At 67.3% G+C, this 25,289-nt stretch carries 25 protein-coding genes; 19 read left to right on the top strand and 6 right to left on the bottom strand.

Annotated features, from left to right (window positions below):
• Positions 1-260: 260 nt before the first annotated feature.
• From FBX97_RS24175 to FBX97_RS24165, 3 genes are all read left to right on the top strand, one after another.
• The gene (locus FBX97_RS24175) at positions 261-1,562 is read left to right on the top strand and encodes an amidohydrolase family protein (RefSeq protein ID WP_141837509.1); all 1,302 of its coding nucleotides are present in this window, start codon (positions 261-263) and stop codon (positions 1,560-1,562) included.
• Between the two features lie 139 nt (positions 1,563-1,701).
• Complete coding sequence (locus tag FBX97_RS24170; RefSeq protein ID WP_141837508.1) at positions 1,702-3,003, top strand: dicarboxylate/amino acid:cation symporter; 1,302 nt, start codon at positions 1,702-1,704, stop codon at positions 3,001-3,003.
• A gap of 129 nt (positions 3,004-3,132) precedes the next feature.
• Positions 3,133-4,578: an NAD-dependent succinate-semialdehyde dehydrogenase gene (locus FBX97_RS24165; protein WP_141837506.1), complete on the top strand. Its 1,446-nt coding sequence runs from the start codon at positions 3,133-3,135 to the stop codon at positions 4,576-4,578.
• Between the two features lie 120 nt (positions 4,579-4,698).
• Here FBX97_RS24165 and FBX97_RS24160 read toward each other — a convergent pair whose 3' ends face one another.
• The gene (locus FBX97_RS24160; RefSeq protein WP_141837504.1) at positions 4,699-4,896 is read right to left on the bottom strand and encodes a hypothetical protein; all 198 of its coding nucleotides are present in this window, start codon (positions 4,894-4,896) and stop codon (positions 4,699-4,701) included.
• A 350-nt stretch (positions 4,897-5,246) separates the two neighbouring features.
• On the opposite strand from FBX97_RS24160, the gene FBX97_RS24155 reads away from it, so the two are divergent.
• The 12 genes from FBX97_RS24155 to FBX97_RS24100 all read left to right on the top strand — a co-directional run bounded on the left by FBX97_RS24155 (position 5,247) and on the right by FBX97_RS24100 (position 17,686).
• Positions 5,247-6,389, top strand: a complete 1,143-nt coding sequence (locus FBX97_RS24155) for a sensor histidine kinase (protein ID WP_141837501.1) — start codon at positions 5,247-5,249, stop codon at positions 6,387-6,389.
• The gene (locus FBX97_RS24150) at positions 6,386-7,030 is read left to right on the top strand and encodes a response regulator transcription factor (RefSeq protein ID WP_141837499.1); all 645 of its coding nucleotides are present in this window, start codon (positions 6,386-6,388) and stop codon (positions 7,028-7,030) included. The genes FBX97_RS24155 and FBX97_RS24150 overlap by 4 nt, the downstream gene beginning before the upstream one ends.
• A gap of 156 nt (positions 7,031-7,186) precedes the next feature.
• Complete coding sequence (locus FBX97_RS24145) at positions 7,187-9,103, top strand: methyl-accepting chemotaxis protein (protein WP_141837497.1); 1,917 nt, start codon at positions 7,187-7,189, stop codon at positions 9,101-9,103.
• Between the two features lie 28 nt (positions 9,104-9,131).
• A complete protein-coding gene (locus tag FBX97_RS24140) occupies positions 9,132-10,670 on the top strand; it encodes a chemotaxis protein CheW (protein ID WP_141837495.1) in 1,539 nt (512 codons plus the stop codon).
• Between the two features lie 7 nt (positions 10,671-10,677).
• On the top strand, positions 10,678-11,781 hold the full coding sequence (gene cheB / locus FBX97_RS24135; protein ID WP_141837493.1) for a chemotaxis-specific protein-glutamate methyltransferase CheB: 1,104 nt from the start codon (positions 10,678-10,680) through the stop codon (positions 11,779-11,781).
• 2 nt (positions 11,782-11,783) lie between these two features.
• On the top strand, positions 11,784-12,413 hold the full coding sequence (locus FBX97_RS24130; RefSeq protein ID WP_141837491.1) for a HEAT repeat domain-containing protein: 630 nt from the start codon (positions 11,784-11,786) through the stop codon (positions 12,411-12,413).
• A complete protein-coding gene (locus tag FBX97_RS24125) occupies positions 12,414-13,256 on the top strand; it encodes a protein-glutamate O-methyltransferase CheR (RefSeq protein ID WP_141837489.1) in 843 nt (280 codons plus the stop codon).
• Positions 13,253-13,630: a response regulator gene (locus tag FBX97_RS24120; RefSeq protein ID WP_141837487.1), complete on the top strand. Its 378-nt coding sequence runs from the start codon at positions 13,253-13,255 to the stop codon at positions 13,628-13,630. Before FBX97_RS24125 ends, FBX97_RS24120 begins: the two co-directional genes overlap by 4 nt.
• On the top strand, positions 13,627-16,002 hold the full coding sequence (locus tag FBX97_RS24115) for a chemotaxis protein CheA (protein ID WP_141837485.1): 2,376 nt from the start codon (positions 13,627-13,629) through the stop codon (positions 16,000-16,002). The genes FBX97_RS24120 and FBX97_RS24115 overlap by 4 nt, the downstream gene beginning before the upstream one ends.
• Positions 15,999-16,244 (top strand): hypothetical protein, encoded by a 246-nt coding sequence (locus FBX97_RS24110; protein ID WP_141837483.1) that lies wholly within the window; start codon positions 15,999-16,001, stop codon positions 16,242-16,244. The genes FBX97_RS24115 and FBX97_RS24110 overlap by 4 nt, the downstream gene beginning before the upstream one ends.
• 43 nt (positions 16,245-16,287) lie before the next feature.
• Complete coding sequence (locus FBX97_RS24105) at positions 16,288-16,662, top strand: response regulator (RefSeq protein WP_141837481.1); 375 nt, start codon at positions 16,288-16,290, stop codon at positions 16,660-16,662.
• A gap of 1 nt (position 16,663) precedes the next feature.
• Positions 16,664-17,686, top strand: a complete 1,023-nt coding sequence (locus tag FBX97_RS24100) for a methyl-accepting chemotaxis protein (protein ID WP_141837479.1) — start codon at positions 16,664-16,666, stop codon at positions 17,684-17,686.
• A 1-nt stretch (position 17,687) separates the two neighbouring features.
• Here FBX97_RS24100 and FBX97_RS24095 read toward each other — a convergent pair whose 3' ends face one another.
• Positions 17,688-19,490 (bottom strand): ABC transporter ATP-binding protein/permease, encoded by a 1,803-nt coding sequence (locus tag FBX97_RS24095; RefSeq protein WP_141837477.1) that lies wholly within the window; start codon positions 19,488-19,490, stop codon positions 17,688-17,690.
• Positions 19,491-19,573: 83 nt separating this feature from the next.
• The gene (locus tag FBX97_RS24090) at positions 19,574-20,356 is read right to left on the bottom strand and encodes an SIMPL domain-containing protein (protein ID WP_141837475.1); all 783 of its coding nucleotides are present in this window, start codon (positions 20,354-20,356) and stop codon (positions 19,574-19,576) included.
• Positions 20,357-20,535: 179 nt separating this feature from the next.
• Here FBX97_RS24090 and FBX97_RS24085 point away from each other — a divergent pair, with 179 nt between their 5' ends.
• From FBX97_RS24085 to FBX97_RS24075, 3 genes are read left to right on the top strand one after another with little or no spacing between them, the layout of a single operon-like run.
• Positions 20,536-20,922 (top strand): BlaI/MecI/CopY family transcriptional regulator, encoded by a 387-nt coding sequence (locus FBX97_RS24085; protein ID WP_141837473.1) that lies wholly within the window; start codon positions 20,536-20,538, stop codon positions 20,920-20,922.
• A complete protein-coding gene (locus FBX97_RS24080; RefSeq protein WP_141837471.1) occupies positions 20,919-22,235 on the top strand; it encodes a M56 family metallopeptidase in 1,317 nt (438 codons plus the stop codon). Before FBX97_RS24085 ends, FBX97_RS24080 begins: the two co-directional genes overlap by 4 nt.
• Before the next feature lie 39 nt (positions 22,236-22,274).
• A complete protein-coding gene (locus tag FBX97_RS24075) occupies positions 22,275-22,658 on the top strand; it encodes an energy transducer TonB (protein WP_255517620.1) in 384 nt (127 codons plus the stop codon).
• A gap of 63 nt (positions 22,659-22,721) precedes the next feature.
• Here the strand turns inward: FBX97_RS24075 and FBX97_RS24070 are convergent, their stop codons facing one another.
• Both FBX97_RS24070 and FBX97_RS24065 read right to left on the bottom strand, forming a co-directional pair.
• Positions 22,722-23,372, bottom strand: a complete 651-nt coding sequence (locus FBX97_RS24070; RefSeq protein WP_141837467.1) for a 3-oxoacid CoA-transferase subunit B — start codon at positions 23,370-23,372, stop codon at positions 22,722-22,724.
• 19 nt (positions 23,373-23,391) lie between these two features.
• Positions 23,392-24,090, bottom strand: a complete 699-nt coding sequence (locus FBX97_RS24065) for a CoA transferase subunit A (protein ID WP_141837465.1) — start codon at positions 24,088-24,090, stop codon at positions 23,392-23,394.
• Positions 24,091-24,249: 159 nt separating this feature from the next.
• Here FBX97_RS24065 and FBX97_RS24060 point away from each other — a divergent pair, with 159 nt between their 5' ends.
• Positions 24,250-24,810 (top strand): PAS and helix-turn-helix domain-containing protein, encoded by a 561-nt coding sequence (locus FBX97_RS24060; protein ID WP_141837462.1) that lies wholly within the window; start codon positions 24,250-24,252, stop codon positions 24,808-24,810.
• A 30-nt stretch (positions 24,811-24,840) separates the two neighbouring features.
• Here FBX97_RS24060 and FBX97_RS24055 read toward each other — a convergent pair whose 3' ends face one another.
• A complete protein-coding gene (locus FBX97_RS24055) occupies positions 24,841-25,260 on the bottom strand; it encodes a thioesterase family protein (RefSeq protein ID WP_141837460.1) in 420 nt (139 codons plus the stop codon).
• Positions 25,261-25,289 lie beyond the last annotated feature (29 nt).

The raw sequence follows: 25,289 nt of genomic DNA, 5'->3' as shown, positions 1-25,289 counted from the left end.
TTCCGGTGCTGTTACGATGCCTTTTGCATTTTTTGATAAAAAGAAAACAATGACGCGCATCAATACTATTGCTTGATTTGTATTAACACAAGGAATTTTGAACGTTGTCGTAAAAACCTGAAAACATTGCTACACCGATCTTTTTTCTTGCATGAAATTCAAAGATGCGTTAGCAAAAATGTCACCAAAAGCCAGCATGCCACGGCCGGTGCGCTCGGCTATGATGTCGGCTTTACAATTGATTGAGACAAGAGGAACACATGCGTATTTGGCCCAGCCACCTTGCCTTCGCTACCCTGACACTGCTGGCCTGCAACGTGCATGCCCAGCAAGCCCGGCAGGCGGAACCCCAGCGCCCGGTCCTGCTCAGTGCCGACCGGGTCTGGACCGGCGAAGGCGCGCCCCACGCCGGCTGGAGCGTATTGGTGGCCCAGGGCCGCATCCAGGGGGTCGGCCCCAGCGATACCCTTGCGGTACCGGCCGACGCCGAACGCATCAGCCTGCCGGGCAAGACGCTGATCCCGGGCCTGATCGAACTGCATTCCCACGTGCTGCTGCATCCGTATAACGAAACCACCTGGGACGACCAGGTGATCAAGGAGGCGCCCGCCTACCGCGTCGCCCTGGCCGTGCGCCACGCCGCCGACACCCTGCAGGCCGGTTTCACCACCCTGCGCGACCTCGGCACCGAAGGCGCCGGCTACGACGACGTCGGCATCAAGCGCGCCATCGACGAGGGGCAGGTGCCGGGTCCGCGCCTGCTGGTGGCCACGCGCGCCATCGTCGCCACCGCCAGCTACGGCCCAGCCGAACGCAGCTACCGCCCCGACATGGAGATCCCCTACGGCGCCCAGCAGGCGACCGGCATCGACGAGGGCGTGAAGGCGGTGCGCGAACAGTCGGCCCACGGCGCCGACTGGATCAAGACCTACGCCGACTACCGCACCGGCATCGACGGCAGCACCCGCCCCACCTTCACGCTGGAAGAGATGAAGGCGATGGTGGCGGCGGCGCACATCACCGGACGCAAGGTAGCGGCCCACGCCAGCAGCGACGACGCGATCCGCCTGGCCGTGCTGGCCGGGGTCGACACCATCGAGCATGGCTACGGCGCCAGCGAGGCGACTTTCAAGCTGATGGTCGAGCGCAAGACCGCCTACGTGCCGACCCTGACCGCGCCGGAAGCCATCGGCGAGTATTTCCAGAAGCACGTGCGCGGCGGCACCCCGACCCCGGCGATGCAGCAGGCCGCGCGCGCGTTCCAACTGGCGAGGAAACTGGGCGTCGTCATCGGCAACGGCAGCGACGTCGGCGTCTTCACGCACGGCACCAACGAGCGCGAGCTGGAGTGGATGGTACGTTTGGGGATGAGTCCGACGGAAGCGCTGCGGGCGGCAACCGTGGTCGCCGCCGGCATCCTTGGCAAGCCGGAGCTGGGGACGCTGAAGAATGGCGCGCTGGCGGACGTGGTGGCGGTCGACGGCGATCCGACCGCGGATATCGCGGCGCTGCGCAAGGTGGGGTTCGTGATGAAGGGCGGCGCTGTTTACAAACGGCCCTGACCTGCCGTCGTTCCCGCGCCCCTAATATTCACACACCACACAACGGTTATCAGCGGCAAGATTGCGGGTTTCCACAATAGATTAGGCAGATATTTTGCGTAATTATGACAGCACTATCATTAACGCATGATGCCTGATCATGAAAAAACCCTTCTATAAAGTCCTCTACATCCAGGTGCTGTTCGCAATCGTGATCGGCGTGCTGCTCGGCATTTTCGATCCGGGCCTCGCCACCGCGATGAAACCGCTGGGAGACGGCTTCGTCAAGCTGATCAAGATGATCATCGCCCCCGTGATCTTCTGTACCGTGGTCGCCGGTATCGCCGGCATGCAGGACATGAAGAAGATCGGCCGCGTCGGCGGCAAGGCGCTGCTTTACTTCGAAGTCGTGTCGACTTTCGCACTGGCCATCGGCCTGATCGTCGCCAACCTGGTGAAACCGGGCGCCGGCTTCAACGTCAACCCGGCCACCATCGACACCCACTCGATCGCCCAGTACACCGAGAAGACCAAGGCGCTGACCACCACCGACTTCCTGATGAACATCATCCCGGATACCTTCATCGGTGCCTTCGCCAAGGGTGACATCCTGCAGGTGCTCCTGATCGCGATCCTGTTCGGCTTCGCGCTATCGATGATGGGTGAACGCGGCCGTCCGATCGCCCACGGCATCGAAACGCTGTCGCACGCCATCTTCGGCGTGGTGAACATCATCATGAAAGCGGCCCCGATCGGTGCCTTCGGTGCGATGGCCTTTACCATCGGCAAATACGGCGTCAAGTCGCTGATCCCGCTGGCCTCGCTGGTCGGTTCCTTCTACCTGACCTGCTTCCTGTTCGTCGCCCTGATCCTGGGTACCATCGCCAAGTTCACCGGCTTCTCGATCTTCCGCTTCCTGGCCTACATCAAGGAAGAACTGCTGATCGTGCTGGGTACCAGCTCGTCGGAAAGCGCCCTGCCGGCCATCATGCGCAAGCTGGAAAAGCTGGGCTGCCCGAAATCGGTGGTGGGCCTGGTGGTCCCGACCGGCTACTCGTTCAACCTGGACGGCACCAACATCTACATGACGATGGCAGCCCTGTTCGTGGCCCAGGCCACCAACACCGAACTGACCCTCACCCAGGAACTGACCATCCTGCTGGTAGCGATGCTGACCTCGAAGGGCGCATCGGGTATCACCGGCGCCGGCTTCATCACGCTGGCAGCGACCCTGGCCGTGGTGCCGACCATCCCGGTGGCCGGTATGACCCTGATCCTGGGCATCGACAAGTTCATGAGCGAGTGCCGCGCCCTGACCAACATCATCGGCAACGGTGTCGCGACCATCGTCGTGTCGAAGTGGGAAGGCGAACTGGACAAGGATCGCCTGACCGCCGAACTGAAGAATCCGGGCTCCGCCGACCAGAACCAGGACCTGCGTCCGGTGCGCGAAGCCGCCTGATCACGATTCCTCGTTCCACCCTGACGACGCCGGGCTTGCCCGGCGTTTTTTTTCGTTCTTCGCCATGTTAAGCAAACAATCGAAAGCGGTGCGATCATATACGCCTCATCCAGAAAAGGAACCGCAACGATGACGACTTCCAGCTATCCCGACACCCGCCTCCTGATCGCCAACGAATGGAGCGACGCCAGCGGCGGCAAGACGATCCCGGTGCTGAACCCGGCCACCGGCCAGACCATCGGCACGGTCGCCCATGCCAGCATCGCCGACCTCGACCGCGCCCTGGCCGCGGCCAAGTCCGGTTTCGAGGCCTGGCGCGCGGTCCCGGCGGCCGAACGCGCCGCCATCATGCGCCGCGCCGCCAGCCTGCTGCGCGAGCGCGCCGGCGACATCGCCCGCCTGCTGACCCAGGAACAGGGCAAGCCGCTGCTTGAGGCCAAGGGCGAGACCCTGGCCGGCGCCGAAATCATCGACTGGTTCGCGGCCGAAGGCATGCGCGTCTACGGCCGTATCGTGCCGTCGCGCAACCCGGCCGCCCAGCAACTGGTGCTGAAGGAACCGGTCGGCCCGGTCGCCGCCTTTACGCCATGGAATTTCCCGATCAACCAAGTGGTCCGCAAGCTGGGCGCCGCGCTGGCGACCGGCTGCTCGTTCCTGTGCAAGGCACCCGAGGAAACCCCGGCATCGCCGGCAGCCCTGTTCCAGTGCTTCGTCGATGCCGGCGTGCCGGCCGGCGTGGTCGGCCTGGTGTTCGGCGACCCGGCCGAGATCTCGGGCTACCTGATCCCGCACCCGGTCATCCGCAAGGTCACCTTCACCGGCTCGACCCCGGTCGGCAAGCAGCTGGCCGCGCTGGCCGGCGCCCACATGAAGCGCGTGACGATGGAACTGGGCGGCCACGCCCCGGTGATCATCGCCGAAGACGCGGATGTACAGCTGGCGGTCAAGGCCGCCGGCGCCGCCAAGTTCCGCAACGCCGGCCAGGTCTGCATCTCGCCGACCCGCTTCCTGGTCCACAACGGCATCAAGGAAGAATTCACGCGCGCGCTGGTGCAGCACGCCGAAGGCCTGAAGCTGGGCGACGGCCTGCTTGATGGCACCACCCTGGGTCCGCTGGCCAATGCGCGCCGCATCACCGCAATGAGCAAGGTGGTCGAGGATGCGCGCGCCAAGGGCGCCATCGTCGCCACCGGCGGCGAGCGCATCGGCGATGCCGGCAACTTCTTCGCACCGACCATCCTGGCCGACGTGCCGCTGGAAGCCAGCATCTTCAACGACGAGCCGTTCGGCCCGGTCGCCGGCATCCGCGGCTTCGACAGCCTGGAAGACGCGATCCTCGAAGCCAACCGCCTACCCTACGGCCTGGCCGGCTACGCGTTCACGCGCTCGATCAAGAATGCCCAGCTGCTGATGAACCGTGTCGAAGTCGGCATGCTGTGGATTAACCAGCCGGCCACGCCGAGCGCCGAGCTGCCGTTCGGCGGCATCAAGGATTCGGGCTACGGTTCGGAAGGCGGTCCGGAAGCGCTGGAGTCGTACCTGAACACCAAGGCGGTGTCGATGGTCGGCGTGTAAGCCTGCGGCGCTCCAGATGCAGGACCTGAAAAGGTGGCCGTGCGGCATGCACGGCCACCTTTTTATTTAGTGGCAAACAGGCAGCCGCCAGCGGCACATACGCCCCGGCGACGGCTTCCGCTACAGCGCGTTGCTCTGGCCGGGCATGGCATCGCTGCCCGTGTCCGGCCCGCCGGGTCCGCGCACGGTGCCGCCGCCGCCGGCGCTGTCGCGGGTGTCGGTGCCGGTTTTCGAGCCGGGCGGGACCTGGGCGTGGTCCTGCTTGCCGGTCGGGGCGTCGAGCTTGTCGTCGGATTGGTTCGTCTGATTGGCGGCCATGATGTGTTCCTTCGAATGCGTGATCGATAGGCTCAAGTCTAAGGGCTTGCACGGTATCGAAAATAGGCACACTGGCTGGTTCGATGTAGGACATGTCGCCGGATGCCCTCACTGCAGGGCATTACGGCAGCCCGACGAACCCGGACGCGCCGGTCTTGGCCCAGAACACGGGATCGTGCAGGTAAAAATCCGCGCCCTTGGCGCCGAACCACACGCGCAAAGCCCGGCAGTCCCCACAAAGCGGTGAGTACGCCCCCCCTGTCGCTGCATGCCATGCGCGTGACATACGTGCGGACACAACCGGCGATCTTTGTTACACTAAAATCACAACTATTCACGTTTGTACTGACATGGACAGCAGCCGTTCCCCACACCGCTGCCTGGAATTTCTGTTTTCGTTCCTGGAATCCAGTAACGCACCCGTCGTCATCACCGACGCGCTGCAGCCCGACTATCCAATCGTGTTCGTCAACGCGGCATTCGAGCGCATCACCGGCTATGCGCGCGCCGAAGTCGTCGGCCGTAATTGCCGCTTCCTGCAGGGCAGCGACCGCGGCCAGTCCGACCGCGCCCACCTGGCCGAGGCCCTGGCGCACGGTCTCGCGGCCGAATGCATCCTCAGGAATTACCGCAAGAACGGCGAGATGTTCTGGAACAAGCTGTATATCTTCCCGATGCAGAACGACGAGGGCAAGGTTACGCATTTTGCCGGGTTCCAGCATGACATGACACGGGAAAAACAGCTGGTTGGCGACCTGGAAGACGCCAGCCTCGAGCGCGAGCGCCTGATCGACAGGATCAGCCGCAAGCGTGCCCACACGGCCCGCCTGTCGCGCGACCTGATCAACGCCCAGGAAGCCGAACGCAAGGCACTGGCACGCGAACTCCATGACGAGCTCGGCCAGCGCCTGTCCGCCCTCAACCTGCTGCTGCACCGGGCACTGCCCTACTTCGACGACGACGGCGGAAAAGCGATCTGGAGCCAGGCCGAGCGCGAACTGGGTTCGCTGGTCGGGCTGGTGCGCGACATGTCGGTGTCGCTGCGCCCGCCCGGCCTCGATTATTTCGGACTCGAACCGACCATCGGCCACATGTTGTCGCGTCAGTTGGAAGGCGGTCCCAGCTACGTCTTCGAATACGCCGGCCTGCCGCCGAGGCTCGACGCGGCCATCGAGATCGGCGTATTCCGGCTGGTGCAGGAAAGCGTCACCAACATCGTGCGCCATGCGCGCGCGCGCCATGTCGTGGTCGAGGTGAACGGCGGCGCCAGGGGCGACGAGATCGAGGTCATCGTGCGCGACGACGGCCTCGGCTTCGATGCCACGCACTGGCGCGAGCACGGGGCGCGCAACGGCCGTTCGGGGCTGGCAGGGATGAGCGAGCGCGTCCAGCTGCTGGGCGGCAGCCTACGCGTCGACAGCGCCGTCGGCCAGGGCACCCGGATCACCGCCACCCTGCCCCTTCTGTCCCTTGCGCCTGCGGAGGAAAAGTGAACGTCGTTCTCGTCGATGACCACGCCCTGGTGCGTGCGGGCATCTCCAACCTGATCAACCAGATCGACGGCTTCATCGTCGTCGGCGAAGCCAGTACCCGGATGGATGCGATGGAACTGGTGCGCCAGCTTCGTCCGCACATCGTGGTGGCCGACATCACGCTCGGCGAAGAAAGCGGACTCGATTTGCTGGAACCGATCCGCCAGGTCAGTCCCAAGACCCGCGTGATCATCCTGAGCATGCATGCCTCGGAAGAGCTGGTGGCCGAAGCCCTGCGCCGGGGCGCGGCGTCCTATCTGCTGAAGGAATCGGCGCCGAGCGAACTCGAAATCGCGCTGCAGGCCGTCGGTCGCGGCGACAGCTACCTGAGTCCGTCGGTGTCGAAAAAGATGATCGAACGCTTCGTTCGTCCGCCCACTGTTGCGCCGAAGGCACTCGACATGCTGACAGCACGGCAACAACAGATCCTGACGATGATCGCCAGCCGGAAGTCGACTAAGGAAATTGCCTATGAGCTAGATTTGAGCGAAAAGACCATCGCCGCCCACCGCGCACAGATCATGGAGCGCACCGGTGTGCGGGATCTGGTCGGTCTGGTACTGTTTGCAGTCAAGCACGGACTCGTCAAAAAACCCGAGTAACCAGGTTTATCGTAGGAAATATCCTATGTTGCCTTAAGGAATTTACCGTTTCTCGTAGGATCAATCCTACTTCACCTGCCCCATGCCTCTTGCATACACTGCTTCACATCCCGTCAATACGCGGGACCGTGATCAACCCGTGTCCAGGAGGCGCAGATGGCGCTCGTCAAGAAAATCCACAGTACCCAGTACGACAGCGATGTCGCCGCCAAACCGTCACAGTCCGCGGCCCGTCTCGCCGAAGTGCAGCGCAAGAAGGCGCGCACCCTGGCCAAGCAGCAGCAGGCTGCCGAGCGCATCGCCGCCGCCACCGCCCAGCTGGCCGCAGGCATCAATGAAGCTTCGTCGGCCGCCGAGGAACTGAAGCGCGCCTCCGACCAGATCGCCGCCGGCGCCCAGCAGGCGTCGTCGGCTTCGCAGGAATCGCTGGCCGCCTTCCAGCAGGTCGAAGTCGCGATCGGGCGCCAGCTCGAGAACGCCGACGCCAGCCAGGTGCGCATGGAAGCCACCCAGAACCTGGTGACACGCACCGGCAGCGAGATCGCCGTGCTGGTCAGCAATGTCGGTGTCGCCGCGGAGCGCCAGGCGGCATCGGTGACCATGGTCGCCGAACTCGAAAAGCAGGCCGCCAACATCGGCGACATCGTCAAGGCCGTGGCCCGCATCGCCGACCAGACCAACCTGCTGGCCCTGAACGCCGCGATCGAAGCGGCGCGCGCCGGCCAGCACGGCAAGGGCTTCGCGGTCGTGGCCGACGAAGTGCGCACCCTGGCCGAGACCTCGGAAAAGAGCGCCAAGCAGATCCAGGACCTGGTGGCCCAGATCCAGAGCGAAGTGAAGGTCGTGGCCGAAGGCATCGGCGCCTCGGCGCGCACCGTGCTCGGCGAAGTCGAGAACGGCAAGGCGATCGGCGAGCAGCTGGCCCGCATCCGTACGGACGCCGCCGAGATCGTTGCCGGCGTGCGCGAGATCGCCGTCGGCGCCCAGCAGTCGGCGGCCGCCGCCCAGCAAGCCCTCAAGGGTTCGCAGGAAATCGCCGCCGCCGCCGAGGAACAGTCGGCCGCCGCCGAGGAATCGGCCAAGACCGTGGCCGAACAGAGCCAGGCGCTGGGCGAATGCGAATCGACCTCGCAGACCCTGTCGGAACTGGCCGAAGACCTGAAGAACTCGACCGACGTCGCCAAGAGCGCCGAGGAAGTCGCTTCCAGCGCCGAAGAGCTGTCGTCGGCGGTGCAGGAAATCAGCCGCGCCGGCACCCAGATCATGGCCGCCATCGAGCAGATCCGCAAGGGTGCCCAGGTGCAGTCGGTCGCCACCGAGCAGTCGAGCGCCGCCATCACCCAGATCGAAAAGGGCCTGCAGCTGGCCCAGGGCCGCGCCACCGTCAGCGGCGAAAAGGCCGGTGCGATCCGCGCCCTGCTCGGCCGTAACAAGGAAGCGGTGGACAGCCTGATCACCGGCATTTCGACCTCGGTCGACGCCTCGCGCGCCTCGCTGCGCCAGATCAAGGAGCTGGCACTGGTCTCGCGCCGCATCGACAAGATCGTCGACGCCATCACCACCGTCTCGATCCAGACCAACATGCTGGCCGTGAACGGTTCGATCGAAGCGGCGCGCGCCGGCGAGTTCGGCAAGGGCTTCGTGGTGGTCGCCACCGACATCCGCAACCTGGCCCACGACTCGGCCGAGAATGCCGACAGCATCAAGGACCTGGTGAAGGCCGTGCAGGACCAGATCGGCGTGGTCAGCCGCGACCTCGACGAGATCGCTGCCACCGCCCTGGCCGAAGCCGAAAAGGCGAAGTCGATCACCGCCGCCCTGATCACCATCGAAGGCGACATCAACGCCGTCGAAACCGGCACCAGCGAGATCCTGGCCGCCGCCAACGACATCTCGGCCGCCATCGTGCAGGTCAAGACCGCGACCGACCAGATCTCGGCCGCCGCCCAGGAAGCCGACAAGGCCGCCAGCGAAGCCGCCGCCGCCGCGCGCCAGCAGTCGCAGGGCGCCGAAGAACTGTCCAGCGCGGTCGAGGAAATCGCTTCGCTGGCCGACGAGCTGCAGAGCGCCTGAAGCGGGTGCCCGCATTGAGAGATCAACTATGAGAGACGAGATCAATCCGGCACCGCAGGCCGCCGATTCCGAAGTGCGCCAGTTCGTGACCTTCGTCGCCGGCAACCAGGTGTTCGCGGTCGACATGGCGCCGGTCCAGGAAATCATCCGCGTGCCCGAGGTGGTGCGGGTGCCGCTGGCGCCGCCCACGCTGGACGGCCTGGCCAACCTGCGCGGCAAGGTGCTGCCGATCATCAGCCTGCGCCGCATCTTCGGCTATCCGGAGCGCCCCGCCGACGACGCCTCGCGCGCGGTCGTGATCGACCTCGGCCAGCCGCTCGGCTTCGTGGTCGACCGCGTGGCCAGCGTGGTCGGCGTCGACGTGCGCCAGATCGAGGATGCGGCCGGCGTATCGACCACCGTGCGCAGCGAGCTGCTGCGCGGCCTGCTGAAGGACGTCGGCGGCCACGCGATGATCATGGTGCTCGATTTCGAGCGCCTGATCGCCGCCGAATTCGCCCAGGCCGCACGCGCCGTGCGCAGCGCCGCCGTGGCCGGCCTGAACGCCGGCGCGGCAGCCGGTGCCGACGACGGTGCCGCCGCCGACGAGCTGCAGCTGGTGAGCTTCGAAGTCGCCGGCCAGGAATATGCGGTGGCGATCGAGAACGTGCAGGAAATCGTGCAGATGCCCGACGAGATCGTCGAAGTGCCGCATGCCGAAGGCCACGTGCTGGGCGTGATGACCCTGCGCCAGCGCCTGCTGCCGCTGGTGTCGCTGCGCCGCATGTTCGCGCTGCCGGAACGCGCCGCCGACGAGCAGAGCCGCATCGTGGTGGTCGCGATCGGCGGCGCTGGGGTTGGCGCTGCTGTCGGCGTGGTGATGGACAGCGTCAACGAAGTCCTGCGCGTGCCCCTGTCCGGGGCCGAACCGGTGCCGCCGCTGCTGGCGCGCGAACCCGGCATGGCCGACATCGCCCGCATCTGCCGTCTCGACGGCGGCAAGCGCCTGGTGTCGATCATCGATGCCGCCAGCATGTTCCGCCAGGACGCGATCCGCGAAGTATTGGAGAACCAACACATGCAAACCCACATGGAAGAGGATACCGGCAATGGCCGCGCCGGCAGCGACGACGAGGAACAGCTGGTCGTGTTCCGCCTCGGCCAGGAAGAATTCGGCGTGCCGATCGACAGCGTGCAGGAAATCGTGCGCGTCCCGGAACAGCTGACCCAGGTGCCGCGTGCGCCCGCCTTTGTCGAAGGCGTGATTAACCTGCGCGGCGCCGTGCTGCCGGTGGTCGACCTGCGGCGCCGCCTCGGCCTGCTCCATGCCGAGCGCAGCGACCGCCAGCGCATCATGGTGTTCGTGATCGACGGCGTGCGCACCGGCTTCATCGTCGACTCGGTGGCCGAGGTGCTGAAGGTGGAGCGGCGCGCGATCGAGCCGGCGCCCTGCCTGTCCGCCGAGCAGTCGCGCCTGCTGGCGCGCATGGCCAACCTGGAAAAGCAGAAGCGCATGATCCAGCTGCTCGACCCGCGCCACCTGATCGCCGAAGGCGACCTGGCGCAACTGGCCGGCATCGAGGTGTGAGGCCGGCATGAAACTGCTGATCGTCGACGATTCGGCGCTGATGCGGCGCCAGCTCGGGTCCCTGTTCGAGGAGGCCGGCGGCTTCGAGATCGCCTACGCGCGCAACGGACGCGAGGCGGTGGCCGCCAACCTGGCGTTCGCGCCGGACGTGGTCACCCTCGACATCAACATGCCGGACATGGATGGCCTCACCGCCCTGTCGCAGATGATGGTCGAGCGGCCGGTGCCGGTGGTGATGCTGTCGTCGCTGACGGTGAAAGGCGCGCTGGCGACCTTCGAAGCCCTGAACCTGGGCGCGGTCGACTACGTGCTGAAGCCGGGCGGCACGATTTCGCTCGGCCTCGACGCGATCGCGCCCCAGCTGCTGGACAAGGTGCGCGGCGCGGCGCGGGCGCGCCCGCAGCGCTGCCTGCCGCCGGTGCGCAGCGTGGCGCCGGCAGCGCGCGCAAGGGCCGCGGCGCCGGCAGCCACCGCGTCCACCGCGCCCGCTCGTAGTCCGCTCGCCCGGGCCACCGCCGCCGGCATCGTGGTGGTCGGGGTCTCGACCGGCGGTCCGCGCACGCTGGAGCGCATCCTGCCCGCACTGCCGGCCGACTTCCCGTGGCCGGTGGTGGTGGCACAGCACATGCCGGCGAATTTCACGGCGCCGTTCGCCCAGCGCATGGATGGCCTGTGCCAGCTGCGCGTGGTGGAGGCGGCGCGCCCGACGGCGCTGGAAGCCGGCACCGTCTATATCTGCAAGGGCGGCGCCGACACCGCCGTCGTCATGCGCGCCGGCCAGCCGTCGCTGCTGCCGCGCCCGGAAAACCCGGCCCACCTGTGGCATCCGTCGGTCGAAATGCTGGGGCGCAGCGCGCTCGAGCATTACGCCCCCGAGGCCATCGTCGGGGTGATGTTGACTGGCATGGGCCACGACGGCGCCGACGCCTTTGCCGAGATCGCGCGCCGCGGCGGCCGCACCATCGCCGAGAGCGAGGAGTCGTCGGTGGTGTTCGGCATGCCTGCCGAGCTGATCCGCCGCGGCGGTGCGCGCAAGGTGCTGCCGTGCGAACAGATCGCCGCAGCGCTCGCCGACTGGGTGATGGCGCCCGCGGCTACAACGAGGAAATAGACATGCCTTTGATCAAACACATCAGCACCGCCAGCGTGCCGCCGGCACTCGCACCGGCACCGGCATCGGCCGGCCAATGCGACACCGCCCTGCTGGATGCGCCCGATGCGGCCGTGCGCCGCGCCGCCGCCCATGCGCTGGGCGACTGCCCGGAGGCCGTGCCCGCCCTGCTGCGCGCGCTGGAACAGGAAGTCGAGCAGCCGGTGCGCAGCGCGGTGCTGGCGGCGCTCGGCCGGACCGGCAGCGAAGAGGCGGCGGCCGGCCTGGCGTCCTGCCTGCGCAGCGAAGATGCCTGGCTGCGCAACGCCGCCATCGAGGTGCTGCGCGGCTTGCCGGCGCAGGTCGCGACCGTCATCGCCCACCTGCTGGTGGACTGGGACCGCGACGTGCGCATCCTGGCGGTCGGCATCCTCGACACCCTGCGCCACGATTGCGTGGAAGAGTGGCTGCTGCAGCTGATCGAGGCCGACCCCGACGTCAACGTGTGCGGCGCCGCGCTCGACGTGCTGGCCGAAGTGGGCACCGAAACGGCGCGCGCGCCGGTCGAGCGCCTGCTGGAACGCTTCCGCGGCGAGCCCTACATCGCATTCGCCGGCGAGCTGGTGCTCGGACGCCTGGCACGGAGTCGCTGAATGACGGAAACGGCCATCAGCGACGACGACTTCCAGCGCTTCCGCGAGTATTTCTATCGCCGCAGCGGGATCCAGTTCGAGCCATCGAAACGCTACTTCGTCGACAAGCGCCTGGTGGATCGCATCCGCGCCACCGGCAGCACGGGCTTTCGCGACTACTTCGCGATGCTGCGCTTCCAGGCCTCGGGTGCCGAGTGGCAGGCGCTGGTCAATGAAATGACGGTCAACGAGACCTATTTCATGCGCGAGGACTACCAGTTCGAGTGCCTGGTGCAGAGCATCCTGCCCGAACTGGCGGCGCGCAAGCGGCGCGGCGAGCCGTTGCGGATCTGGGTCATGCCCTCGTCTTCGGGCGAGGAAGCGTACACCATCGCGATCTACCTGCTGGAACGCTGGCCGCAGCTGGCCGACTTCGACGTCGAGATCGTGTCCTCGGACATCGATACCCGCATCCTGGCCCAGGCCCAGGCCGGCCTGTACTCGCAGCGCGCGGTGCAGCAGCTGCCGGCGGCCTGGCTGCAGAAGTACTTCAAGCGCGAGGATGGCGGCTGGCGCATCTGCCAGATGCTGCGCGATGCGGTGGCGTTCACCCGCGTGAACCTGAACGATCCGCGCGAGGTGGACGCCTACCGCGGCTTCGACGTGGTGTTCTGCCGCAACCTGCTGATTTATTTCGACGACGCCTCACGCCGCCAGGCGGCCGAGTCGTTCTTTGACGTGCTGCGCCCCGGCGGGTTCATCTGCCTGGGCCATTCCGAATCGATGAGCCGTATTTCGTCGCTGTTCAGGGTCCGCAAGTTCCCGCAGGCGATCGTGTACCAAAAGCCGCTGGAGGGGCTATGAAGGCTGCCAAACATATCCTGGTCGTGGACGATGCCGCCACCGTGCGCATGTACCACCGCACCATCCTCGAGGAAGCCGGCTACGCGGTGACCGAGGCCGCGAACGGCGTCGAAGCGCTGGAAAAGGCTGCCGCCGCGGCCTTCGACCTGTACCTGGTGGACGTCAACATGCCGCACATGGACGGCTACGCTTTTCTCCGCGCGCTGCGCGGCCAGGACGGGCCGCAGGTGCCGGCCATCATGGCCAGCACCGAAGCCGCCGACAGCGACTGCCGCCGCGCCTTCGAGGCCGGCGCCAACCATTACCTCGTGAAACCGACCCGCCCGCAGCAGCTGGCGCGCATCGTCGGCCTGCTGCTGGGAGAACGCGCATGAACGCCGCATCGAATCCGCTACTGCAGCAATTCCTGCAGGAGTCGCGCGACGCGCTGGAAGGCATCGCCGGCAGCCTGATGGCGCTCGAGCGCAACCCGGCCGACAGCGCCCTGCTCGACGACCTGTTCCGCGTGGTGCACACGCTGAAGGGCAATTGCGGCCTGTTCGACTTTCCCGACATGTTCCGCGTGATCCACGCCGCCGAGGACCTGCTGAGCGCGGTGCGCGACGGCCGCCTGGTCTACGACCGCGACATGGCCGACGCCGTCCTCGACGCCATGGACTTCGTGTCCCTGCAGCTCGACGAGATCGGCACCGGCGCCACCCCGGACGCGGCCCACGGCCCGGCGGCGGTGGCGCTGGCCGAACGCCTGTGCGCCCTGTCCGGCGATGCCGCCGGGTCCGGCGACGCCGGCGCCGGCGCGGACACCCCGTCGCCCAGCGCCGCCCGCACGGCGCGCATGGAAGCGGCGCTGGCCCTGGCGCCGGCCGAGCTGCGTGCCGGCTGGAGCGAGGCGCTGGCGGCCGGCGAGGCGCTGCTCTGGATCGAGTACACGCCCGAAGCCGAGTGCTTCTTCAAGGGCGAGGATCCGCTGTACCAGGCGATCCAGCTGCCCGGCGTGCTGTGGCAGCGCGTGGTGCCGGCCGAAGCCTGGCCGGCGCTGCCGGAACTCGACCCTTACCGCTGCAACCTGGTGTTCCAGGCGGTGAGCGGCGCCGCCCGCGCCGAGGTCGAGGAGCATTTCCGCTACGTGCCGGACCAGGTCTGGATCGATGCCCTGCCGGCCGCCGCCGCCGCCGCGCCGCAGGAAGACGAGCGCCTGGCCGACGCGCTGGCGATTGTCCAGGCCCAGGGCCAGGCGCTGTGGAGCACCGGCGACACGCCCTGGGTGCCGGGACGCCTGCTGGCGGCGGTGGCGGCGATCCGCGGCTGCATGACGGCGGTCGGACGCGGCGCCATCCTGGCGGAACTCGACGGCTGCCTGGCCGACGCGCTGGCACGCCGCACGGTGGCACCGGTGCTGGCCTGGATCGAGCGCCATGCGCAGGGTGCAGCGCACGACGACGTGCAGGCAGCGCCTGCCGCGCTGCCGGAAGCGGTGCGCGCCGGCGATGCCACGGCTGCCGACAGCGCTGCCCTTGCCGATGCTGCGCCGGACCAGAAGTTCGGCCGCCGCGCCGAGGACCAGGGCGCCGGCCGCATCCTCAAGGTCGAGCAGTCGAAGGTCGACCGCCTGATGAACCTGATCGGCGAAATGGTGGTGGCGCGCAACGGCCTGCCCTACCTGGCCGCGCGCGCCGAGGACCATTACGGCGTGCGCGAACTGGCGCGCGAGATCAAGACCCAGCACGGCGTGATCAACCGCATCGTCGAGGAAATGCAGGACGCCATCATGCAGGTGCGCATGACGCCGGTCTCCTTCGTGTTCCAGCGCTTCCCGCGCCTGGTGCGCGACATCGCACGCCGCCTCGGCAAGGAAGTCGAGCTGGTGCTGGAAGGCGAAGCCACCGAGGCCGACAAGAACGTGATCGAGGCCCTGGCCGACCCGCTGGTGCACATCGTGCGCAACGCGCTCGACCACGGCCTGGAAACGCCGGCGGCGCGCGCACAAGCCGGCAAGCCGGCCTGCGGCCGCCTGGTGATCGGGGCACGCCAGGAAGCCGACCGCGTGATCATCGAGGTCAGCGACGACGGCCGCGGCATCGACCCGTCCGCGATCCGCAGAAAAGCCTACGGCAAGGGCCTGATCGACGAGGGGGCGCTCGAAGGCCTGAGCGACCAGGACTCGGTGAACCTGGTGTTCCTGCCGGGCTTCTCGACCGCCGAGCAGGTGTCCGACCTGTCCGGCCGCGGGGTCGGCATGGATGCCGTGCGCAGCGCGGTGGACCGCCTGGGCGGCAACGTCAGTTTGTCGAGCACGGCCGGCCAGGGCACCCGCATGCAGCTGTCGCTGCCGCTGTCGATGGCCGTCACCAACGTGATGGTGGTCGAGTCCGGCGGCGTGCAGTACGGCGTGCCGATGGATATGGTGGTCGAGACCGTGCGCGTGCCGGCGGCTTCGGTGCACGCCATCAAGCAGTATCGCACGGCGGTGCTGCGCGGACGCATCGTGCCGCTGCGCTCGCTGAACGAGCTGCTGGCGCTCGACCGCCCGCAGCGCCACAACGAACACGACGAAATGGCCACGCTGGTGCTGCGCGTGCACGGCCAGGACGTCGGCCTGGTGATCGACGACTTCCGCGAGGTGGTCGAGGTGATCCTGAAACCGATGGCGGGCATTCTCGGCGGCCTGGACGCCTATGCCGGCTCGGCCCTGCTGGGCGACGGCTCGGTGCTGATGGTCATCAACCCGAAGGAGCTGCTGCAATGATCGAGGTGAACGATGGCGTGCTGACGTGCAGCGGCACGCTCACGGTGGAAGACGCCGAGGTGCTGCAGGCGCAGCTGGCGCAACTGGATGGCGGCGCCGGCCGGCGCGCCGACCTGGCCGGATGCGAGCACGTGCACGCCGCCTGCCTGCAGGTGCTGATGGCGGCCGGCGTACGCGTCACCGCCTGGCCGGCGGGCAGCGCGCTGGCCGCCTGGCTCGTCGCCGCGCTGGCACCGGCTTGAGCGCAACAAGAACGAACATATCAAGATAAACAAGGAAATCGAAATGGCCAAGACTATTCTCGTCGTCGACGACTCCGGCACCATGGTGCTGAGCCTGAAGAACAACCTCGAAATCGCCGGCTTCGCGGTGCAAACCGCAAGCGACGGCCTCAAGGGCCTGGAACGCCTGAAGGCCGGCCCGAAGCCCGACCTGATCATCACCGACATCAACATGCCGAACATGGGCGGCATCGAATTCATCGGCAAGGCGCGCGCCACCCCGGGCTTTCGCTTCACGCCGATCCTGGTGCTGACCACCGAGAGCCAGCAGGCGCGCCGCGACGAAGCCAAGAAGGCCGGTGCCACCGGGTGGATGGTCAAGCCCGTGGCCGGCGCCGACCTGCTGAAGATCGTCAAGCAAGTGCTGCCGGGAGCCTGACATGCGCCTGACCATGCGCTTGCCCTCGGCCCTCGCCAAGCCGTTACGGCGCACTTCCGGCCGCCGTGCCGCCGCGCTTGCGCTGCCGGCCACCGGCGGTTATGAGGCGGCCATCGAGGCCAGCCTCGACCTGGACCGCGAGATCGGCCGCAAGCTCGACGAAGCGGTGGCGCGCACCGAGACCTCGGCGCTGGCCATCATGCAGCAGGTGCGCGAGCTGTCCGACCGCTCGACCGAGCTGGCGGCGCGCCTGCAGCAGGCCACCAGCGACGCCGCCGAATTCGAGGAAGACATCGCCGCCAACGCCGCGGCGCTGGCGCAGCTGGCGCGCTTCCTGGAATGCCTTCCGGCGCGCCTGCAGCGCGACCTGGCCTGCATCTCGGCCATCGCCGGCGAGATCAAGGGCCTGTCCGGCCTGGCCGAGAACGTGCAGGCGATCAGCATGCAGTCGCACCTGGTGTCGATCAATGCCGCGATCGAGGCCAGCCGCGCCGGCAGCGCCGGCCACGCGTTCAAGGTGGTGGCGTCGGAAGTGCGGGCGCTGGCGGCCAATTCGCACACGGCGGCCAGCCACATCGGCGGCAGCCTGGAGCGCATCCGCAGCATGCTGAAGGAAGGCCTGGAAAACAGCACCGCCGAGTCGGCCGAGGACATGGTGCACATCAACCGCGTCTCGCAGGCGGTGGCGCGCCTGCAGACCAGCTTCGACCGCGCCTGCGGCAGCTACCGCGAGCGCCTGGGCGAGATGCACGACCACGGCGAGGCCCTCGCGGCCGGCACCGTCGAGGTGCTCGGCCAGCTGCAGTACCAGGACGTGGTGCGCCAGTGCGTGGAACGGCTGCAGGCGGCGATCGCCCAGCGCAATGCGGCGCTGGGCCAGGAATTCATCGGCAATCCGGTGCCGCGGCCGGACGTGCTGGCGCGCCTGGTGGCCGACATCACGTCCGAGTACCTGGCCACCGAGCGGCTGCACGGCGACGGCATGACGGCCGAGAACAGTTCGCCGGCGATCGAGCTGTTCTGAGCTAGCCGCGTTCGCGGTCCATGTGCTGCTGCAGCATCCACAGGCGCGCATATGCCCCCTTGCGCCGCAGCAGCTCGGCATGCGTGCCCTGCTCGACGATGCGCCCGCGCTCCATCACCACGATCGCATGCGCATGCACGATGGTCGACAGCCGGTGCGCGATGATCAGGGTGGTGCGCCGGTGCGACAGGCGCTCCAGTTCCCGGGCGATCGCGTGCTCGGACACCGAATCCAGCGCCGACGTCGCCTCGTCGAAGATCAGGATCGCCGGGTCCTTCAGGATCACGCGCGCGATGCCGATGCGCTGGCGCTCGCCGCCCGAGAACTTGACGCCGCGCTCGCCGGCCGGGGTGGCGTAGCCCTCCGGCAGCGAGGCGATCAGGTCGTGCAGCAGCGCGGCGCGGGCGGCGCCGATCACCTCGTCCTGGGTGGCGCCCACGCGCGCGTAGGCGATGTTGTTGCCGATGCTGTCGTTGAACAGCGCCGTATCCTGCGGCACCACGCCGATCGCGCGCCGCACGCTGGTCGGACTGCGGTGGCGGATGTCCTGGCCGTCGATCAGGATGCGGCCGCTGGCCGGGTCGTACAAACGCAGCAGCAGGCGCGCCAGCGTCGACTTGCCTGACCCGCTGCGCCCGACCACGGCCAGCGTGGTGCCGGACGGGATGTGCAGGCTCAGGTCGAACAGCACCGGACGCTCGGGATCGTAATGAAAGCTGACGTGCTCGAACACCACATCGCCAACCCCGGCGCCGGCGCCGACATGCAGCGCCGGCGCATCAGGCGGGTCCTCGATCTCGGGCCGCAGGCGCAGCAGCGCGAACAGGCGCTCGGCGTTGACCCAGGCGTCGCGCGATTCGCGGTACACGAAGCCGAGCGCATTCAGCGGCAGGCAGACCTGCAGCGCATAGGCATTGATCAGCACCAGGTCGCCCACGCTCATGCTGCGCGCCAGCACCGCCTGCCCGGCCAGCAGCATGATGGCGGCGACGCCGGCGGCGATCACCCCGCTCTGCCCCACGTGCAGGATGAACAGCGCACGCTGGTTCTTGATGCCGGCCCCCATCCAGTCTGCCATCGTGGCCGAAAAGCGGCGCGACTCCCAGGCTTCGTTGGTGAAGGCCTTGACGGTATCGTAATTCATCAGGCTGTCCGCCATCTGCCCCTTGGCGCGCGAGTCGAGCTTGTTGACGCGGCGCTGGTAGATCACGCGGCGCGCCGTGAACACCAGCGTGAAGCCGGAATACGCGAGAAAGGTGGCGCCGATGATGACCGCGAACGAAGGCGGATAGCGGCCCAGCATGATGGCCAGCACCAGGCCGATCTCGACCAGGGTCGGCACGATGGTGAACAGGCCGATCCCGAGCAGGAAGGCGATGCCGCTGGTGCCGCGGTCGATGTCCGGCAGCAGGCTGCCGACCTGGCGCCCGGCGTGGAAGCGCGGACCGAGCGCATGCAGGTGGGCGAAGGTCTTTTCGGCGTAGGCCTTGACGGTGTTCAACGTCACGCGCGCGAAGATCAGGTCGCGCCACTCGTTGAACAGGGTCGACGAAAAGCGCAGCAGGGCGTAGCCGGCCAGCAGGTAGGCCGGCAAGCCGAGCGCCAGGTGGGACGGCAACGGCGCGTGCGAAAAGGTGTCGATGATGCGCTTGAGCAGCAAGGGCACGGCCACGGTCGCCAGCTTGGCCACCAGCAGCAGCACCACGGAAAAGGCGATGCGCCAGCGGTACTGGCGCAACAGTTGCCACAGTTCGGCGGCGAAGCGCCGCCGGTCCCCGGTCCGGTCTGCCGTGCTGTCGGCCATGTCCGCCATCGTCCTCTACCCCCCGCTGCCGATTTCCCATTGGACCTTGGCGGCGCTTGCTCGACTCCCCGGCGCCGGCCGGCTCAAGGCTTCCTGGGCGGGCGCGGCCTGGCGCTGGACAGGTTCTCCAGGCGGAAGATCACGTCGACCGGCTGGTTCAGGCGGATCGCCGAGATCGTCATCAGCTGTTCGCGGTCGACGTCGCCCCGGCCCGGGGTCCCGACCCGCCTTTCCATGCGGAAGTCTTCGCGCTGCAGGCCCATCGCGGTGCTCAGGTTCTTGATGCCCTCGGGCGTCACCGCGGTGACGGCGCCGAGGCGGCGTCCGGAGGCGGCGGCGATGACCTCGGCGCGGCGGCGCGCGTCGGCGATGGCATTGGCCACCAGCTCGTCGTTGGTCTGCTGCATCGTACTGAGGTCGAAGGTCGAGGCGAAGCCGTCCAGGTTGGGCTTGCCGAACAGGCCGCCGGCCAGCGCCGGCCAGCTGCTGACGTTGCGCACGCTGATCTTGACGTCGCAGCGCAGCTCATACAGCGGACCGCCGCCGGGCGCCTGCTCGCCCTTGCGCACGCTCTGGCGCACCTCGCGCACGACGGCGTCTTCCGGGTCCAGGCCCAGCTGCTGCATCAGCGCCCGGATCTCGCCGACGCGCGCTTCCAGCACCGCCTTGGCCGCAGCCGGGTCGGCGTCCGCCGCCACGATCTCGAAATCGAGCACGGCGATGTCGGGGATCACCGCGGTGTAGGCGCTGCCGACCACGTGCACGAACGGATAGTCGGGTACGGGCGAGGCCGCGGCCGCGCCGGCGGCGCTGGCCAAGGACAAGGACAGCGCCACGGCGCGCAGGCGGGTTTTCATGTCGGTCATGCGATCTCCATCGTCAAAGGATTCTGTTCGTTCGCGCAGAGGCAGCGCAGTAGACAATATTGTCTATGCTAGACCGATACCGATCGCCTGAGCAAGTAGCACGTGTTCAAATAATTCAGTAGACAGCCTCTTCTAGACGGTTTAGTCTACGTATGCACACTCGATACCAAGGATCCGCCATGGCCAAGTCTCCCGCCCTCCCCAAGCCGACCCCGGCCGAACTCGACCTGCTGCAGGTACTGTGGCCGCTGGGTTCCGCCACCGCGCGCCAGGTGCACGAAACCATCACCCGGGAGCGTCCGGACGTGACCTATGCCACCGTGCTGCGCCTGATGCAGATCATGCACGGCAAGGGCCTCCTGATCCGCGACGAGAGCGAACGCTCGCACGTGTACGCGCCGGCCCAGGCCCAGGAATCGCTGCAGACCAACCTGCTCAAGGACTTGATGCAGCGCGCCTTTTCCGGCTCCGCCAAGGCGCTGGTGCTGGCCGCGCTCAAGACCGGCATCTCGAAAAAGGAACGGGAAGAAATCGAGAAGCTGCTGAAAGACGAGGACAAGCAATGAGCGCCGAGGCGGCGGTCGCCGCGATCGGCTGGGCGCTGCTGCACTTCGTGTGGCAGGGTGCATTGGTCGGCTGCGTCACGGCGCTGGCCCTGACGGTGCTGCGCAATGCGGCGCCGCAGCGGCGCTACGCGGTGGCTTGCGCCGGGCTGCTGCTGTGCCTGGCGTGGCCGCTGGCCGGCCTGGTGCTGGGACTGGGGAGCAGCCTGAACACCGGCAAGGCCGCGGGCGCCCTGCCCGGGCTGGCGGTGGCCGCCGGTGCCGAAGGCGCGGCCGGGCTGCCGGCATGGCTGCTGGCCTGGTGCCAGAGCCACCTCGACTGGATCGTCGGCCTGTGGGCCACCGCTGCGTCCGCCCTGGCGCTGCGCATGGCGCTCGGCCTGGTCTGGATCGGCCGCGCCGGCCGCACTTGCGCCACCGACCCGGCGTGGCAGGCACGCCTGTCGCAGATGGCCGCGCGTTGCGGACTCGGCCGCGAGGTGCGCCTGCGCATCGTCGACGGCCTGGCCAGCCCGATCACGGCAGGCTGGTGGCGTCCGGTAGTGCTGGTGCCGGCAGCGCTGGTGTCCGGCATGCCGCCGCAGCTGCTGGAAGCCCTGCTGGCGCACGAACTCGGCCACGTACAGCGCCACGACTACCTGGTCAACCTGCTGCAGAACCTGATCGAGACCCTGCTGTTCTACCACCCGGCCGTCTGGTGGATCTCGCACCGCATCCGCCTCGAGCGCGAACAGATCGCCGACGATTACGCCGCCCACCACCTGGGCGAGCCGCGCCGCCTGGCGCTGGCGCTGTCCGAACTCGAGCGCCTGCAGTTTTCCGGCCATCACCTGGCGCAGGCGGCCAACGGCGGCGACCTGACGGCGCGCATCCGGCGCCTGCTGCGCCCGGGCCAACAGGCCCTGGACTGGACGGCCGCCCTGCCCGTGCTGGGCCTGGCGCTGGCCTGCGCCCTTGGCGCGCACGTGCTGAAGCCGGCCGCCACGTCGGTCTTTGCGCCGGCACCGCCCCTTGTGCATCGGGATACGCTGCGCGGCGCCAGCAGCGGCCCGATCGCCGATTTCTCGACCTGCGCCAAGCCGCAGTACCCGCACGCCGACCTCAACGCCGGCCACCAGGGCACCACGACCCTGGCCTTCCTGATCGATGCCGAGGGCCGCGTCGCCGAATCGAAGGTCGAGCGCTCGAGCGGCTACGCGACGATGGACGAAGCCTCGCGCGCGGCGATCGCCGAATGCAGGTTCAAGCCGGGGACGGTCGACGGACGCGCCGCGGCGCAGTGGGCCAACGTGCAGTACGTCTGGACCCTGGAGTAAAGAATGATCAACGACGGCCACAGGCCGAGGAGGAGTACCATGTTTCGACATTCATCCGCACGCAAGGCAGCACTCGGCTTCGCGCTGGCCTGCGCCATGGCCGGTTGCGCGCCGCTGTCCGGCGCCCAGCACGACGCCGGAGGCGTGACGCAAAAAGCGCTCCTGGATTTCAACTCGTGCGCCAAACCCATGTATCCGGAATCCGATCTGCGCGAGCGCCACCAGGGCACGGTCGCGCTCGACTTCAAGGTCGGCCAGGACGGCAAGGTGACCGCATCGAAAGTCCAGCACTCCAGCGGTTTCGCGGGTCTGGACGAAGCGGCCCGGGTCGCGCTGGAAAAATGCAGCTTCAAGCCGGCGCTGAAGGATGGCCAGCCGGTCGAAGCATGGACGGTGGTCCAGTACGTCTGGACCCTGGGATAAACGAACGGCCCGCAACCGGACTGTCCGGTTGCGGGCCGTTCGGTTGCTGGCCAGTGAATGTGCTCAGAGCGCCGAGGTATCCAGCTCGGCCTGGGTCGCGGCCACCACCTGCTCCTTGCTCACGCCCGGCGCCAGTTCCACCAGCTTGAGGCCGGTATCGGTGATGTCGATCACGCCGAGGTCGGTGATGATGCGGTCGACCACGCCGACGCCGGTCAGCGGCAGATCGCACTTTTTGAGGATCTTGTGGCTGGTCGAGCCGTCCTTGGCGGTGGCGACGTGTTCCATCACGACCACCACGCGCTTCACGCCGGCGACCAGGTCCATCGCGCCGCCCATGCCCTTCACCATCTTGCCCGGGATCATCCAGTTGGCCAGGTCGCCCTGTTCCGACACCTGCATCGCGCCCAGGATGGCGAGGTTGATCTTGCCGCCGCGGATCATGCCGAAGGAATCGGCCGAGCTGAAGTAGGCCGAGCCCGGCAGCGCGGTCACGGTCTGCTTGCCGGCGTTGATCAGGTCGGCGTCGACTTCGGCATCCGTCGGAAACGGGCCGATGCCCAGCAAACCGTTTTCCGATTGCAGGAACACTTCGATATCGTCCGGGACGTAGTTTGCCACCAGGGTCGGCAAGCCGATGCCCAGGTTCACGTAGAAACCGTCCTGCAGTTCCTTTGCCGCGCGCGCGGCCATTTCATCACGAGTCCATGCCATGGTTGTCTCCGTCCTGGTCTTATGCTGGGCGCACGGTGCGCTGTTCGATGCGCTTTTCCGGCGTCGGGTTATGCACGATGCGGTGCACGAAAATGCTCGGGGTGTGCACCTGATCCGGATCGATCTCGCCGATCTCGACCAGCTTTTCGACTTCCACGATGCAGATCTTGCCCGCGGTGGCAACGTTCGGGTTGAAGTTGCGTGCGGTCTTGCGGAACACCAGGTTGCCGGCGCGGTCGGCCATGTAGGCCTTGACCAGCGACACGTCCGGCAACAGCGCGCGTTCCATCACGTACATCTCGCCATCGAATTCGCGGGTTTCCTTGCCTTCGGCGACGATGGTGCCGTAGCCGGTCTTGGTGAAGAAGGCCGGGATGCCGGCGCCGCCGGCGCGCAGTTTCTCGGCCAGCGTGCCCTGGGGCGTGAATTCGAGTTCGAGTTCGCCGGCCAGGTACTGGCGCGCGAATTCCTTGTTTTCGCCGACATAGGACGCGATCATCTTCTTGATCTGGCGCGTCGCGAGGAGCTGGCCGAGGCCGAAGTCGTCGACGCCGGCGTTGTTGGAGATGGCCGTCAAGTCCTTGACGCCGGAATCGCGCAGCGCCAGGATCAGCGCTTCCGGAATGCCGCACAGCCCGAAACCGCCGACGGCGATGGTCTGGCCGTCCTGCACGACGCCTTCGAGCGCAGACCGCGCATCTGGATAAACTTTGTTCATACCCGTCCCTTGTTTATAGATGTAAGCCGGAAACGTCAAGCGAGCCCGGCCCGATGTGTACCGCAGAGTAGAATGGCAGCATAAAATAGCACTCTTCCAAGCACAATACCGTAGAACTACCGGTCACCGGCCAGGGAGACAACCGAGGTGCCCACCGACATGAACGCATCATACGCCATCGACTACGAGATGATTTTCCAGCATGCGCCGGTAGGCATGTGCATTTCGATCGACCGCATCATCCAGTCCTGCAACCATGCGCTGGGCGCGATGTTCGGCTATGACTGCACACAATTGAACGGCGAGTCGTTCGCGGTGCTGTACCCGACCATGGACGAGTTCCTGCGCACCGGCGACCGCATCATCCCGATCATGAACGCGCGCGGCCGCTATTCGGACGAACGCATCATGCGCCGTGCCGACGGCGAGCTGTTCTGGTGCCACGTGACCGGCCGCGCGCTCGATGCCGGCAAGCCCCTCGGGGCCGGGGTCTGGACCTTCGAGGACGTCAGCGAAAAGCGTCCGGTCACGGCCGAGCTGACCCCGCGCGAGCGCGAGATCGCGGCGCTGCTGGTGGAAGGAAAGACCAGCAAGGTGATCGCGCGCGAGACCGACCTGTCGCCGCGCACGGTGGAGATGCACCGCGCCAAGCTGATGAAGAAGTTCTCGGCCTCGACCTCGTCCGAACTGGTGCACAAGCTGGTGGGCGTGGCGCGCTGAAGCGGGCAGCACCCTGCCCGCCGCATTGCTTCACGCCGCCGGCACCAGCGCCTTCAGCGCTTCCGGCAGCGGCACCGACTTCTCGGCCGCGTAATTCACCCACACCACCTTGGCGCCGCCTTCGGCATGCACCACGTCGGCGTTGCCGTTCTCGTCGACCAGGCGGATCTCGTGCGTGACTTCGATGCTGGAACGGCCCGGGGTGCCGACGAAGGTGCGCACCTCGATCTGGCCCGGGTACTTGAGCTGCTTGGCGAAGGTGCAGTAGGCGGTGACGATCACCGGTCCTTCGCTTGCGGTGTCGGTGCGTCCCGCGGTCTCTTCCAGGAAGGCGATGCGCGCGGTCTCCATGTAACGGAAATACACGGTGTTGTTCACATGCCCGAATGCATCCATGTCGCCCCAGCGGATATCCTGGCGCATGACGTGGACGTGTTTCTTCTCACTCATTACTTGCTGCCTTGCTTCGTTGAAAAAAA

Origin of the sequence: Herbaspirillum sp. SJZ107 (assembly GCF_006715485.1) — a bacterium.
Taxonomy (GTDB): Bacteria; Pseudomonadota; Gammaproteobacteria; order Burkholderiales; family Burkholderiaceae_D; genus Telluria.
Note: the sequence above shows the minus strand (reverse complement) of the source record. Positions and strands in the feature narration are given on the sequence as shown.

Bases quoted from the DNA above. Each gene is read 5' to 3' on its own strand.
- FBX97_RS24175 (WP_141837509.1), top strand. From the start codon at position 261: ATGCGTATTTGGCCCAGCCACCTTGCCTTCGCTACCCTGACACTGCTG.
- FBX97_RS24170 (WP_141837508.1), top strand. From the start codon at position 1,702: ATGAAAAAACCCTTCTATAAAGTCCTCTACATCCAGGTGCTGTTCGCA.
- FBX97_RS24165 (WP_141837506.1), top strand. From the start codon at position 3,133: ATGACGACTTCCAGCTATCCCGACACCCGCCTCCTGATCGCCAACGAA.
- FBX97_RS24160 (WP_141837504.1), bottom strand. From the start codon at position 4,896: ATGGCCGCCAATCAGACGAACCAATCCGACGACAAGCTCGACGCCCCG.
- FBX97_RS24155 (WP_141837501.1), top strand. From the start codon at position 5,247: ATGGACAGCAGCCGTTCCCCACACCGCTGCCTGGAATTTCTGTTTTCG.
- FBX97_RS24145 (WP_141837497.1), top strand. From the start codon at position 7,187: ATGGCGCTCGTCAAGAAAATCCACAGTACCCAGTACGACAGCGATGTC.
- FBX97_RS24140 (WP_141837495.1), top strand. From the start codon at position 9,132: ATGAGAGACGAGATCAATCCGGCACCGCAGGCCGCCGATTCCGAAGTG.
- cheB (WP_141837493.1), top strand. From the start codon at position 10,678: ATGAAACTGCTGATCGTCGACGATTCGGCGCTGATGCGGCGCCAGCTC.
- FBX97_RS24130 (WP_141837491.1), top strand. From the start codon at position 11,784: ATGCCTTTGATCAAACACATCAGCACCGCCAGCGTGCCGCCGGCACTC.
- FBX97_RS24125 (WP_141837489.1), top strand. From the start codon at position 12,414: ATGACGGAAACGGCCATCAGCGACGACGACTTCCAGCGCTTCCGCGAG.
- FBX97_RS24120 (WP_141837487.1), top strand. From the start codon at position 13,253: ATGAAGGCTGCCAAACATATCCTGGTCGTGGACGATGCCGCCACCGTG.
- FBX97_RS24115 (WP_141837485.1), top strand. From the start codon at position 13,627: ATGAACGCCGCATCGAATCCGCTACTGCAGCAATTCCTGCAGGAGTCG.
- FBX97_RS24110 (WP_141837483.1), top strand. From the start codon at position 15,999: ATGATCGAGGTGAACGATGGCGTGCTGACGTGCAGCGGCACGCTCACG.
- FBX97_RS24105 (WP_141837481.1), top strand. From the start codon at position 16,288: ATGGCCAAGACTATTCTCGTCGTCGACGACTCCGGCACCATGGTGCTG.
- FBX97_RS24100 (WP_141837479.1), top strand. From the start codon at position 16,664: ATGCGCCTGACCATGCGCTTGCCCTCGGCCCTCGCCAAGCCGTTACGG.
- FBX97_RS24095 (WP_141837477.1), bottom strand. From the start codon at position 19,490: ATGGCCGACAGCACGGCAGACCGGACCGGGGACCGGCGGCGCTTCGCC.
- FBX97_RS24090 (WP_141837475.1), bottom strand. From the start codon at position 20,356: ATGACCGACATGAAAACCCGCCTGCGCGCCGTGGCGCTGTCCTTGTCC.
- FBX97_RS24085 (WP_141837473.1), top strand. From the start codon at position 20,536: ATGGCCAAGTCTCCCGCCCTCCCCAAGCCGACCCCGGCCGAACTCGAC.
- FBX97_RS24080 (WP_141837471.1), top strand. From the start codon at position 20,919: ATGAGCGCCGAGGCGGCGGTCGCCGCGATCGGCTGGGCGCTGCTGCAC.
- FBX97_RS24075 (WP_255517620.1), top strand. From the start codon at position 22,275: ATGTTTCGACATTCATCCGCACGCAAGGCAGCACTCGGCTTCGCGCTG.
- FBX97_RS24070 (WP_141837467.1), bottom strand. From the start codon at position 23,372: ATGGCATGGACTCGTGATGAAATGGCCGCGCGCGCGGCAAAGGAACTG.
- FBX97_RS24065 (WP_141837465.1), bottom strand. From the start codon at position 24,090: ATGAACAAAGTTTATCCAGATGCGCGGTCTGCGCTCGAAGGCGTCGTG.
- FBX97_RS24060 (WP_141837462.1), top strand. From the start codon at position 24,250: ATGAACGCATCATACGCCATCGACTACGAGATGATTTTCCAGCATGCG.
- FBX97_RS24055 (WP_141837460.1), bottom strand. From the start codon at position 25,260: ATGAGTGAGAAGAAACACGTCCACGTCATGCGCCAGGATATCCGCTGG.